At 65.4% G+C, this 12,244-nt stretch carries 13 protein-coding genes; 9 read left to right on the top strand and 4 right to left on the bottom strand.

Going from position 1 to position 12,244, the window contains the following annotated elements; all coding sequences use genetic code 11:
• Positions 1-164: transposase (locus IQ35_RS06285; protein ID WP_199739923.1), on the top strand; the 164-nt coding region annotated here is incomplete at its 5' end.
• Positions 165-506: 342 nt separating this feature from the next.
• Here IQ35_RS06285 and IQ35_RS06295 read toward each other — a convergent pair.
• Entirely contained in the window at positions 507-1,187 is a 681-nt protein-coding gene (locus tag IQ35_RS06295; RefSeq protein ID WP_021245663.1) for a YiaD family glycine zipper/OmpA-like lipoprotein, read from the bottom strand.
• A 150-nt stretch (positions 1,188-1,337) separates the two neighbouring features.
• On the opposite strand from IQ35_RS06295, the gene IQ35_RS06300 reads away from it, so the two are divergent.
• Both IQ35_RS06300 and IQ35_RS06305 read left to right on the top strand, forming a co-directional pair.
• The gene (locus IQ35_RS06300; RefSeq protein WP_021245662.1) at positions 1,338-2,654 is read left to right on the top strand and encodes a hemolysin family protein; all 1,317 of its coding nucleotides are present in this window, start codon (positions 1,338-1,340) and stop codon (positions 2,652-2,654) included.
• Positions 2,651-3,481, top strand: coding sequence for a hypothetical protein (locus IQ35_RS06305; RefSeq protein ID WP_021245661.1), 831 nt, complete (start codon positions 2,651-2,653; stop codon positions 3,479-3,481). The genes IQ35_RS06300 and IQ35_RS06305 overlap by 4 nt, the downstream gene beginning before the upstream one ends.
• A 186-nt stretch (positions 3,482-3,667) precedes the next feature.
• Here IQ35_RS06305 and lptG read toward each other — a convergent pair whose 3' ends face one another.
• Positions 3,668-4,768 carry an LPS export ABC transporter permease LptG gene (gene lptG / locus IQ35_RS06310; RefSeq protein WP_081659749.1) on the bottom strand — a complete coding sequence of 367 codons (1,101 nt, stop codon included), beginning with the start codon at positions 4,766-4,768 and terminating at the stop codon, positions 3,668-3,670.
• Positions 4,765-5,988: an LPS export ABC transporter permease LptF gene (gene lptF / locus IQ35_RS06315; RefSeq protein WP_145072533.1), complete on the bottom strand. Its 1,224-nt coding sequence runs from the start codon at positions 5,986-5,988 to the stop codon at positions 4,765-4,767. The genes lptG and lptF overlap by 4 nt, the downstream gene beginning before the upstream one ends.
• 130 nt (positions 5,989-6,118) lie before the next feature.
• Here lptF and IQ35_RS06320 point away from each other — a divergent pair, with 130 nt between their 5' ends.
• From IQ35_RS06320 to IQ35_RS06330, 3 genes are all read left to right on the top strand, one after another.
• The gene (locus IQ35_RS06320; protein WP_145072306.1) at positions 6,119-6,613 is read left to right on the top strand and encodes a DUF2141 domain-containing protein; all 495 of its coding nucleotides are present in this window, start codon (positions 6,119-6,121) and stop codon (positions 6,611-6,613) included.
• 10 nt (positions 6,614-6,623) lie between these two features.
• Positions 6,624-7,592, top strand: a complete 969-nt coding sequence (locus IQ35_RS06325) for a diacylglycerol/lipid kinase family protein (protein WP_021245657.1) — start codon at positions 6,624-6,626, stop codon at positions 7,590-7,592.
• A gap of 240 nt (positions 7,593-7,832) precedes the next feature.
• Positions 7,833-9,188, top strand: coding sequence for an amidohydrolase (locus IQ35_RS06330; protein WP_145072307.1), 1,356 nt, complete (start codon positions 7,833-7,835; stop codon positions 9,186-9,188).
• Between the two features lie 24 nt (positions 9,189-9,212).
• On the opposite strand, the gene IQ35_RS06335 is transcribed toward IQ35_RS06330, so the two are convergent.
• The gene (locus IQ35_RS06335) at positions 9,213-9,992 is read right to left on the bottom strand and encodes a methyltransferase domain-containing protein (RefSeq protein ID WP_021245655.1); all 780 of its coding nucleotides are present in this window, start codon (positions 9,990-9,992) and stop codon (positions 9,213-9,215) included.
• A gap of 58 nt (positions 9,993-10,050) precedes the next feature.
• Here IQ35_RS06335 and IQ35_RS06340 point away from each other — a divergent pair, with 58 nt between their 5' ends.
• The 3 genes from IQ35_RS06340 to bfr all read left to right on the top strand — a co-directional run bounded on the left by IQ35_RS06340 (position 10,051) and on the right by bfr (position 12,164).
• The gene (locus IQ35_RS06340) at positions 10,051-11,295 is read left to right on the top strand and encodes a DUF418 domain-containing protein (RefSeq protein ID WP_021245654.1); all 1,245 of its coding nucleotides are present in this window, start codon (positions 10,051-10,053) and stop codon (positions 11,293-11,295) included.
• Between the two features lie 57 nt (positions 11,296-11,352).
• Entirely contained in the window at positions 11,353-11,523 is a 171-nt protein-coding gene (locus IQ35_RS06345; RefSeq protein WP_021245653.1) for a (2Fe-2S)-binding protein, read from the top strand.
• A gap of 161 nt (positions 11,524-11,684) precedes the next feature.
• Positions 11,685-12,164: a bacterioferritin gene (bfr, locus tag IQ35_RS06350; RefSeq protein ID WP_021245652.1), complete on the top strand. Its 480-nt coding sequence runs from the start codon at positions 11,685-11,687 to the stop codon at positions 12,162-12,164.
• The last annotated feature ends 80 nt before the right edge of the window (positions 12,165-12,244 follow it).

The raw sequence follows: 12,244 nt of genomic DNA on the forward strand, positions 1-12,244 counted from the left end.
CTCTGGCAAGCGCGGAGTTTACCACCTTGCGCCTGCGGCTGCTCAAGGTCGCTGCGCGCGTCGTAGAAAGTGCTAGCCGCATCCGCATTGCCTTCGCTTCCGCCTGTCCGGATGCCGACCTGTTCCGCGCCCTCGTTCTCCGGCTGAAGCCTGCGCCGACGTAGCCCATGCGGCAGCGCCGCAGAACTCCGAGCCCAGCCCTTCAACCCGAAAAGCCCATCAATCCGAATGCGGTGAAACAAACGCCAGCGATGCCGGTCGTCCGCGCAATACAGCCAGCCGCAGCAAATGCCCAGAGCGGACCCGAAACCGAGCGTCGTGAATAAGAGAGGTTAGGGAATGCATATTGACAAACCCGCGGTCTTGCTGCGGCCGGGTCGTGCACCAAGAAGAGGGATGCAGAAAGAGGGCCTGCGCACCATCCGCTTTCCACCCCATAACCGCTCTCTAAAAACGAAGGCAGGCTCCATTCCGCCCGGAAAGGAGCCTGCCTTCTCGCGAAAGGTTCAGGACCGCACGTCGGCTTCGGTGACGGGCGCGACCTTGATTTCCACGCGGCGGTTGGACGCCTTGCCTTCCTCGGTCGTGTTCGACGCGATGGGCTGCGTCTCGCCGAAGCCGCGCGTCGCGATGCGGGCGGACTGGACGCCGTGGGATGTGAGATAGTCGGCGACCGACCGGGCGCGCCGTTCGGACAGGCCCTGATTATAGCTGTCGCTGCCGTCGCTATCGGTGTGGCCGTATACGTCGATATAGGTCTTGGGATATTGCGCCAGCACGGACGCCACATCGTTCAGCGTCGGCTGGAACTGCGGCTGCACGGCGGCGCTGTCGAAGCCGAAGGTGATGCCCGAGGGCATCCGCAGCAGCAGATTGTCGCCGTCGCGGATCACGTCCACGCCCGTGCCCGCGGTCTGCTCGCGCAGCTTGCGTTCCTGCGCATCCATATAGGCGCCGATCCCCGCACCGGCGACGGCGCCGATCCCCGCGCCCAGGATCTTTTCCGTGCGGTCATGCCGCCCGCCGACCAGATCGCCCAGCAGATAGCCGCCCAGCGCGCCGCCGACGCCGCCGATCGCGGCCTTCGAAATCTGGCGGTTGCCGGTTTCCGGGTCGGTGGTGCAGGCGGCGGTCGCCAGCATGGCGGCAAGGCCCGCGGCGCTCATGATGCGGTAGGAAAGCTTCATCGGTCCTGATCCCTTGTCTTTATGCGTCCCTGGAGACGACAGGTGTGAAATCGTCGAAAGCGGAACTTGTTCCACTATCGAACTGAACCGACACTGATGGGACTGTTGTGGAAATGAAAGAATATTCGTTATAGGGGGATATCGACCGCCATGGCCATGCTTTCCCCTCATTCGCTGTCGCCCTTTCCCTGGGTCGATCTTGTCATCATCCTCGCGCTGGTGGCGCTGAACGGCGTGTTCGCCATGTCGGAACTGGCCATCGTGTCGTCGCGCAAGCCGCGGCTTCAGGCGATGGAGAAGGCGGGACGGCGCGGGGCGCGGTCGGCGCTGACGCTGGCGAGCGATCCGGGCAAGTTCCTGTCCACCGTGCAGATCGGCATCACCCTGATCGGCATCGTCGCGGGCGCCTATTCCGGGGCGAGCCTGGGCGGGCCGGTGGGCGAGCGGCTGCGGCTGCTGGGGCTGTCGCCCCATCTGGCGGCGAATCTGGGCTTTGCGCTGGTGATCGGCCTCACCACCTATGCCTCGCTGATCGTCGGGGAGCTGGTGCCCAAGCAGTTCGCGCTGCGCCGGCCCGAAGCCATCGCGGTGGTGGTCGCCAAGCCGATGATGTGGCTGGCGCGGCTGACCGCGCCGGTCGTGTGGGTGCTGGACGGGTCGAGCGCGCTGATCTTCCGCCTGCTGGGCATGACCCGCGAGTCCGAGGATCATGTGACGGCGGAGGAACTGCACCTGATCGTCGCCGAAGCCAGCCGGTCCGGGGTGATCGAGGAAAGCGAGCGCGCGATCATCTCCGGCGTGGTGCGGCTGGCCGACCGGCCGGTGCGGGAGGTGATGACGCAGCGCATGGACGTCGACTGGATCGACATCGGCGCGGACGAGGCGACGATTCGCGCCCGGCTGCTGGAAACGCCGCATACCCGCCTGCCGGTGGGGCGCGGATCGGTGGAGGACATCGTCGGCATCGTGCAGGCGCGCGACATCATGACCGCGCTGTTCCGGGGAGAGGCGCTGGACCTGGAGGCGCTGATCCGCAAGGCGGAGGTCGTGCCGGATCAGGTGGATGCGATGGACGCGCTGGAAGTGCTGCGCCGCGCCGACGTGCCGATGGTCATGGTGCATGACGAATATGGCCATTTCGAAGGGATCGTGACGCCCGCCGACCTGCTGTCGGCCATTGCGGGGCATTTCGCTTCGGACCGGGACACGGACGAGGAGCCGGACCTGGTGGAGCGCGAGGACGGCAGCCTGCTGGTGTCGGGACAGATGCCGATGGACCAGCTTGCGGATCGGATCGGCATCGACCTGCCGGAGAACCGGGACTATGCGACGGTCGCGGGCCATGCCCTGTGGCTGCTCAAGCGGTTGCCCGAAGTGGGCGATCATGTCGACGATCAGGGCTGGCGTTTCGAGATCGTCGACATGGACGGGCGCAAGATCGACAAGCTGCTGATCGCGGAGCGATGACGCCGCCTTCCGACGGTCCGGCGCTGGACGCCGTGGCGGAGATGCTGGCGCGCGATCTGGCGGGTGCGCCCGGCGGGCTGTTCGTGCTGGGCCTCTGCGGCGCGCAGGGGAGCGGCAAGTCGACGCTGGCGGCGGCGCTCAAGGAACGGATGGAACGGAGCGGCGCGGCGAGCGCGGTGCTGTCCATCGACGATCTCTACCTGCGCCGGGCCGAGCGGGCGGAGTTGGCGCGGACGGTCCATCCGCTGCTGCGGACGCGGGGCGTGCCGGGCACGCATGATGTTGCGCTGGGCCTGGAGGCGATCGCCGCGCTGGAGCGGGGCGAGGCGGCGGCCCTGCCGCGCTTCGACAAGGCGGCGGACGATCGCGCGGACGAAGCCGATTGGAGCCGGGCGGCGGCGGGGACGCGGCTGCTGATCCTGGAAGGATGGTGCGTCGGCGCGCGGCCGCAGGCGGAGGCGGCGCTGACGGAACCTGTCAACGCGCTGGAGCGTGCGGACGATGCGGACGGCGTGTGGCGGGGCTTCGCGAACGCGGCGCTTGGCGGGGCGTATCAGCGGCTGTTCGCGCGGCTCGACCGGCTGGTGCTGCTGGCCGCGCCGGGTTTCGAGGTGGTGCGGCGCTGGCGGACGCAGCAGGAAGAGGCATTGCGCGCGCGCGTGGGCGCGAACGGCGCCGGCGTGATGACCGATGCCCAGATCGCGCGCTTCATCCAGCATTATGAGCGGCTGACGCGGCATATCCTGACCGAAATGCCGGATCGCGCAGACCTGACGATCCGTTTGGGGGAGGACCGGGCGGTGCGGGGAATCCGCGCGCTGGATTGATCCCATCCGGTTGAGGGGGTGGGGCATGTGCCCGCGGGGCCTCACCCGTTCCTGAAGGATTCGCGTGGAGGAGGGGGCAACCTCGCTCCCCTCCCGCCTGCGGGAGGGAGGGCCAGCGCGACGTCTGCTATTAACCCCCTTCTGTTGCTATTAGTCCCCCTTCCGTCATGCCAGCGACCCCCGGTCCTACTCTTCCGTCCGGAACAGCACCGTTTCGCCCACCAGCAGGAACAGCAGGAACGGCGCCCATGCCGCCAGAAACGGCGGATAGGCGCCCAGACTGCCCATGGCGAGCGAGAAATTATCCGCCACGAAATAGGCGAAGCCCAGAGCCATGCCCAGCACGGCTCGCACGAAAAGCTGGCCCGACCGCGCCAGCCCGAACGCCGCGACGGAACCCAGGATGGGCATCAGGATCGCGGAGAGCGGCCCCGACAGCTTGTGCCACAGGCTCCCCGCCAGTTCGGACGTCGGCCGTCCGGCGTCATGCAGATCGGCGATGGCGGAGCGCAATTCGCCAAAGGTCAGCGCGTCGGGATCGACCTTCGCCAGGGTGAACTGCTCCGGACGGATGTCGCGGCCGAAATGGACCGTGCCCAGATCCCGCACCGTGCCGCGCGTCACGTCGAACTGCTGTGCGTCTTCCAGCACCCAATCCCGGGCGCGGGCGTCATAATGGCCTCTGGGCGCGCGCACGATGGTTGTCAGGCTGTTGTTGACGCGATTGTAGATATGGACTTTCCGCAACTGCGTCGCCGTGCCCCGGCCCGCAACGATGGTGGCGTTGACGAGATTGTTGCCGTCCAGCACCCAGGGATTGACCTTGACCCCGCTATCCTGCGGGATCGGGCCGTAATCGACCGCCTGCCAGGCGCTGAGCGCGGCTGTCGAGCGCGCCACGACCCGCTCGTTGAAGGCATAGCTGATGAGGGCCACGCCCAGCGCCGAAGCGATGAGCGGCGCCAATATCTGATGCGCGGACAGCCCCGCCGCCTTCATCGAGATGATCTCGCTGTTCTGGTTGAGCGTCGCCAGCATGATGAGCGTGCCCAGCAGCACGGAAAAAGGCAGAAAACGGGCAATGATCTGCGGCGCGCGCAGGCCGACATAATGCCATAATTGCGCGTCGCCATTGCCTGCATAAGCCAGGATGTCGCCCGATTCTCCCAGCAGGTCGAGCATCTGGAGCACCACCACCAGCATCGCCAGCACGGCGAAGGTCCGGGTGAAGAACAGCCGCGCCATGTAGAAGCTGATCTGGCGCGACGGGAAGAAATCGAACATCACGCCGCTCCCTGCGGTTCTTGCGTCGAACTGCCGTTGCGCCGGTTGCCCAGCGGCAGGATGCGGCTCACCTGCTTGCCGATCTTGGCGAAGGCATATTCCAGCGCACCGATCGGCTGGCCGCCGGGGCGATGGGCGACGACATGATACATCCAGAAGATCAGGCCCGCCGTCAGCGCGAACGGCCCCCATAGCGCGATGATCGGATCGACGCGGCCCAGCGCGCCGACGCTTTCGCCATATTGATTGATCTTGTGATAAGTCACGATGAACACGATGGAGAGGAACACGCCGAGCGCCGACGTGGAGCGCTTGGGCGGGATGGCGAAGGCCAGCGCTGCCAGCGGCAGCAGCATCATCATCACCACCTCCACCATGCGGAAATGGAAATTGGCGCGCACCTCGTCCCGCAACTTTTGCGGCGTGGCGGGGTCGCGCGCAATGGTGACGAGCTCGGGCAGCGTCTTTTCCCGGTCCACGTCGCGGCCCCGGAAACTTTCTATCTGCGGCAGGTCGATGGGCAGGTCGTGGCTGGAGAAGGAGAGGATGCGGGGCGTCTTGTATTTGGGCGCGTTGTTCACCAGCACGCCGTCGCGCAAACGGAAGATGATGGTGTCCGGATCGTCCGTCGCCAGAAAGCTGCCTTGCGCCGCCGTGACGGCAAGCGACTGGCCGTTCCGGCCTTCCGCGCGCACGAAAATGCCCTGAAGATTGCGCCCCTCGTCCAGGCTGCGCTCGATCCGCATGGTCATGCGCTTGCCCAGGCTGGTGAACTCGCCGACCTTGATCGACGCACCCAGCGCGCCCGATCGCAGTTCGAAACGCAGCGCTTCATAGGCATGGCGGGACAGCGGCTGAACGAAACCGACAATGCCCAGATTGAGGAGCGCCATGGCGATCGCGAATATATAGGGCACCCGCAAGAGCCGCCCATAGGACAGGCCCACCGCCCGCATCACGTCCAGCTCCGACGTCTGCGCCAGTTTGCGGAAGGCGAGCAATATGCCCAGCATCAGCCCGATCGGAATGCCGAGCGAGAGATATTCGGGCAGCATATTGGCCAGCATCCGCCAGACGACGCTGACCGGTCCGCCCTCGGCCGCGACGAAGTCGAACAGGCTCAGCATCTTGTCCAGCACCAGCAGCATGGCGGCGATCACCAGCGTGCCCAGCATGGGCAAGGCGATCAGGCGGGCGAGATATCGATCGATGGCGGTCAGCATTTCAATATGTCGTCGTCCCATCACCATGTTTTGGCCGCAAAGCCGGACCATATCCGATTCCACGGAAAAAGCGGGGCGAACAGGGGCCGCCGTCCGATCCGTTCGGGCGGCTATAGCTTCCAGGAGTGCAATGGTCATGTTGAAAGTTGTTGCGGGCCTGATGTCGATGGGGGCCTTGTTCGCCGCCTCCCCGGCTCTGGCCCAGCATCGCGAGATCGGCAACGACATGGATCTGTGCGCCGCATCGGCCAAGGGGCCGGCGGTGCTGGTGGACGTGCGCGGTTTCGCTGCCTCGACGGGCAGCGTGCGGCTTCAGTCCTATCCCGCCACGCGAGGCGCCTGGCTGGCCAAGGGCGCCTGGCTCAACCGCATCGAGACGGCGGCAAGGCCCAACAACGGCGCCATGCGTTTCTGTATGCCGGTGCCGGAGCCGGGCAAATATGGCATCGCCGTCCGGCACGACCGCGACGGGAACGGAAAGACCGACATTTCCCGCGATGGCGGCGGCTTTTCCAACAATCCCGGCATCAGCATCTTCAACCTGGGCAAGCCTTCGGTCGACAAGGTGGCATTCCATGTCGGACCGGGCGTGACCCGGATCACGATCAACCTCAAATATATGTGACGATATAATCATGGTCCGCGTTGCGCTCCTGTCCAATCCCAAATCCACGGGCAACCGGGAAACCCTGCCGCGCGTGCGGAGCTATTGCGCTAGCAATCCCGACATCTTCCATTATGAAGTGGAGCATGTCGACCAGATCGGCCGCGCACTCCAGACCTTCGCCCGCGTCGATCCGGCCGTCATCGTCATTAACGGCGGCGACGGCACGGTGCAGGCGGCGTTGACGGAACTCTACCAGGGGGAGCATTTCCAGGGCCGCGTGCCGCCCATCGCCGTGCTCCCCAATGGCAAGACCAACCTGATAGCGCTGGACCTGGGCATCCATGGCGATCCCATCAAGGCGTTGGAAAAGATCGTGAAGATCGCCAAATCGGACGTCAGCGACCATGTCGTCGCGCGCGAGCTGATCGCGCTGTCGGACGGGCGGGCCGAAACGCGGCCGGTGCTGGGGATGTTCCTGGGCGGCGCGGGCCTCGCGGATTCGATCCTCTATTGCCGCAACCAGATCTATCCGCTGGGCCTTTCCAACGGGATCAGCCATGGGCTGACGGCCATTGCGGTGCTGTTTTCCCTGCTGTTCGGCATCCGCGCGCGTTTCCTGCCGCCGTCGAGCCGCCCGGTCCGCATCTCGCTGATCCGCGACGGCGAGCTGGCGGGGCGCTTTTCCGTGCTGATCGTCACCACGCTGGAAAGGCTGCTGCTGGGCACGCGCCCCGGCGAAAGCCAGCGCGGCAACATGAAGCTGATGGCCGTGGACCAGAGCTTCCCGGCATTGCTCCGCCTGGGCTGGGCCAGCCTGTTCCGCCGCATGGGCAAGACGAAGATGCAGGGCATCCATCTGGAGCAGGGCGACACCATCCGCATCGAAGGGGACCACAGCAGCGTCATCCTGGACGGCGAGCTGTTCGAAGCGTCGGAAGGTCATCCCATCGTCCTGCGCTCGACCCAGCCGGTGCCGTTCCTGCGGCTGGCGGCTTGAACGCCTTCGTCGACACGCGATGAATGGCGGTTCGTGGGTGGGAAGCGGATCTCCCTTCTTAGGGCACGGCCAAGCTCAAGGGAGATCCCAGCGTCGGCTTACGCCGCCCTCGGGGCGCCGGGATGACGGATGTTGAATGGCTGACAATGGCCGAAACCGTTTCCGCAAATACAATAAACCCTCTTTCCCATCCCTCCGCCTTCCTCCTATGCTGTCCGCCTCAGCAATGGAGTTTCATTCATGCGTCATGTGCTGGCGGCCGTTCTGGCCGCGGTGAGCCTGCCTTCCATCGCCGGCGCCCAGACAGCGGCTCCGCCTGCCTCCGCCCCCGCGCCCCGGCAGAGCGAGATCGGCGCGGCCATTGTGGGCGACATGGACGGCCTCATGGCGCTTTATCGCGACCTCCATGCCAATCCCGAACTGTCGGGGCAGGAAGTCAACACCGCCGGCAAACTTGCCAGACGGCTCAGGGCGATGAAGTTCGACGTCACCGAGAAGGTGGGCGGAACGGGCGTCGTCGCGGTGATGAAGAACGGCTCCGGCCCCGTGCTGCTGATCCGCGCGGACATGGACGGCCTGCCCGTCACGGAGCAGACCGGGCTTGCCTTCGCTTCCAAAGTGCGCGCCAAGACGGCGGAGGGGGTGGACACAGGGGTCATGCACGCCTGCGGCCATGACACGCACATGACCGCCTTTATCGAAACGGCGAAGCTCCTTTCCGCCCGCAAGGACCAATGGAAGGGCACGCTGGTCATGATCCTCCAGCCCGCCGAGGAAACCGGCAAGGGCGCGCGGGCGATGCTGGAGGACGGCCTCTACAACCGCTTCCCGCGCCCGACCCATGCCATCGCCTTCCACGACGCCGCCAATCTGGAGGCGGGCAAGATCGGCTATACGCCCGGCTATGCGCTCGCCAATGTGGACAGCGTCGACATCGTGGTGAAGGGCGTGGGCGGCCACGGCGCCTATCCGCAGGCGACGAAGGACCCCATCGTGCTGGGCGCGCGCATCGTCACCACGCTGCAAACGCTGGTGAGCCGCGAGCAGGACCCGCAGGACCCCGCCGTCGTCACGGTCGGCAGCTTTCAGGCCGGGACCAAGCACAATATCATTCCCGACGAGGCGAAACTGCAACTGACCGTCCGCAGCTATTCCGACGAGACGCGGGCGAAGCTCATCAAGGGGATCGAGCGGATCGCGCGCGGCGAAGCGATCGCGGCGGGCATTCCCGACGATCGGATGCCGGCGGTGTCGGTGCAGGATGAATTTACGCCCTCCACCTACAACCCGCCCGAATTCGCCGAGAAGATGGCGGCCGTGCTGCGCGGCCATTTCCCGCAAGGGCAGGTGGTGAAGACCCCGGCGGTGATGGGGGGCGAGGATTTCGGCCGCTATTACCGCGCGGACAAGAGCATCGCCAGCTTCATCTTCTGGGTGGGCGGCGTGCCCGCGGACCAGATGGCGAAGGCGGCGGCGGGCCAGCTTTCGCTTCCTTCGCTCCACAGCCCTTTCTGGGCGCCGGAAGCCGACAAGGTTGTCGCCAGCGCCAGCGAGGCGATGACCGTGCTGGCGCTGGATATATTGAAGCGGGATTGAGGGGGAGGGCGCAACCCTCTCCCCTCAGGGGCGAGGATTAAGGGACCGCGTCACGCGGCCGAACAGAACCTGATAGCCGTCATCCCCGCCCTGCGCTTCGAAAGCCGCCATCATCCGCCGCAGATCGCGGGGGCTTAACGGTTTGCGGCCCTCGCTCGGCACCACGGCGCCGATTCCCTTGAGATGCGCGATCAGGCCCTTCGCCCCGCCGCAGGCCAGCGCATAATCCTCGTCAAAGGCGAAAGCGTCGTCGAAACCCGCCAGAATCGCGCGCAAATCCTCCAGATCGGGATAATCCGGCACGCCCGCCGCCAGCCCGCACGCTGCGTGCGCCGCGCGCCATCTGGCAAAGCTGCGCCGGCCCATGGTGGAGAAGATCAGGCTCCCTCCCGGCCGCAACAGTCCGGCCAGCCGCTCTACCGCCCCCGCCAGATCGTCGAACCATTGGAAGGCGAGGCTGGAGAGGATCAGGTCGAACCATTCCCCCTCGAACGCCGGAAGCTCTCCGTCCATGGTCAGGAACGTCCCCGCGACCAGCCCGCCCGCCGACGCGCGCGCCAGCATCTCCGGCGACAGGTCCGTCGCCACCAGTTCCGCGCCGGGCCAGCGCGCCTGGATGTCGCGCGTCAGGAATCCGGTGCCGCAGCCTATCTCCAGAATACGCGCCACGCCCGCGGGCTTCTGCCGCTGCGCCAGATCGGCGACCAGCGCCGCCGCCCTCCGCTGCGGCCCGGCATGATCGTCGTAGCGCGCCGCCGCCGCGCCGAAGGCATCGCTTATCCGTTGCTTGCGGCCTCTGTTCATGGCTAGTCGCATGGCAGAGCCTTGCCCCCTTTGCCAGCCTCTTTACAAGGACCTGCCGATGACCGCCCCTTCCTCCCGCATCCTGACGATGGACGTGCTGCGCGGCTGCGGCGTCATGGGCATCCTCTGGATGAACGTCACGGCCTTCGCCTTGCCGCAGCCCGCTTATTTCAATCCGGCGGTGTCGGGTCCGGCGTCGGCCGGAGACGTCCTGTTCTGGGCCGTCGGCTTCCTCTTCTTCGACGGCAAGATGCGCGGCCTGTTCGCGCTGCTGTTCGGCGCGTCCATGCTGCTGCTGATCGACCGGGAGGAAATGGCCGGACGCGATGGCCGGCGCGCCCAGATCGTCCGCGCGGGCTGGCTCTTCGCCTTCGGCCTCGCCCATTACCTGCTGCTCTGGTGGGGCGACATATTGATGACCTATGCGCTTGCCGGGTCGGCCGCACTGTTGTTCGTCCGCCGGGAACCGTTGTCGTTGGTCAAATGGGCGTTCCTTTTCTTCCTGCTCCATTTCCTGCTCTGCGCCGCCTTCCTCGCCAGCCTTTATGCCTGGTCCCACGCCGCCGCCGCGCCGGGAGCCGCCGCCGACGTCCGCGCCGGCTTCGCCCAGTTCATCGCGCCCTATTCCGATCCGCACAGCAGCGCGACGCAGGCCGAAATCGCCACCTACCGCAGCGGCTTCGCCGCCATCGTCCGCCATCATCTGGCGGGCTATCCGGGCGAGTGGATATGGTCGTTTCTCTTCACCGCGCTCGAAACATTGGGCTTCATGCTGCTGGGCATGGCGATGCTCAAGGGCGGCTTCCTGACCGGCCGCTGGAGCGCGGAGCAATATTGGCGGACGGCGCGCCATTGCTTCCTGATCGGCCTGCCGCCGATGGCCGCGCTGGCGCTCTGGGTGATATTCAGCCGATTCGCAGTGCTTCCTTCGCTCGGCAGCATGATGGTCTGGTCCTTCCCCTTCCGCATTCCGCTGACGGTCGGATGGGCGGCGCTGATCCTGCGGCTTCTCTCCGGACGGCCGCAGAGCGCCATAACCGCCGCCATCGCCGCCGCCGGGCGTCTGGCGTTCAGCAATTATCTGGGCACGAGCCTTGTCATGACGGCGATCTTCTACGGTTGGGGCCTTGGCCTTTTCGGGCAGGTCCGCCCCGCCGTCCTGCCGCTGTTCGTGCTGGGGGGATGGGCCGTCATGCTGCTCTGGTCGCCGCTGTGGCTGAAGCGATTCGCATCCGGTCCGCTGGAATGGCTCTGGCGCAGCCTTGCGCGGGGGCATCTGCAAAAGATTCGCAGGAACAACTGAAATGCCTATTGCGACCTATTATCATCTGCGCTATCTGATTCGTCAGGAGAGCGGAATATGGTCGTTTGCGTCTGTAATGCCATCCGGGAAAAGGATTTGAAGGAAGCCGTGCGCGACGGTGCGGATACGCCGTGCAGCGCCTATGCCCGCTTCGGCCGCCGTCCCAAGTGCGGCCAGTGCGTATCCTTCGCCCGCACCATCATCGCGGCGGAACGCGCCACCGCATAAAAGCATTGCGAAGCAGGTGCATAAAAACGGTTCCCCCAATCGCGAAGCTGAAGCAATAGCGTCACAAGAAATGGCGGATTTCCGAGGGTTTTCGGCTTAACAAGCCGTCCCTTTCCCCTTATAATGCCCGGCACTTTCCTAACAACCGGAGCATTCCCCCCATGAAGGGCGATCCCAAAGTCATCGATTATTTGAACGAGGTCCTCAAGAACGAGCTGACCGCGATCAATCAATATTTCCTTCATTACCGTATGCTCGATCATTGGGGCATCAAGAAGCTCGCCAAGTTCGAATATGAAGAATCGATCGACGAGATGAAGCACGCCGACAGGGTGGCGGAGCGCATCCTGTTCCTCGACGGCCTGCCCAATTTCCAGCTTCTGGGCCGTCTCAAGATCGGCGAGTCCGTGGAGGAGGTTCTGAAATCCGACCTCGAACTGGAATATGAGGCGCTGCCCCCGCTCAAGGACGGCATCGCCTATTGCGAATCGATCCGCGACTATGTGTCGCGCGACCTGCTGCAATCCATCCTTGAAAGCGAGGAAGAGCATATCGACACGCTGGAAACCCAGTTCGAGATGATCGACCGCATGGGCATCCAGAACTATATCCAGTTGCAGAGCAAGGCCGCGGAAGAATAACGGATCACGCCGTCGCCTACCCGCGCGCCGGATGACGGCTATGGATGACCGCAAATGGCCCCTCGCGGACAGTCCTGCTT

The sequence above is a fragment of the Sphingobium wenxiniae genome, from assembly GCF_007830065.1.
In the GTDB taxonomy this organism is placed as follows: domain Bacteria; phylum Pseudomonadota; class Alphaproteobacteria; order Sphingomonadales; family Sphingomonadaceae; genus Sphingobium; species Sphingobium wenxiniae.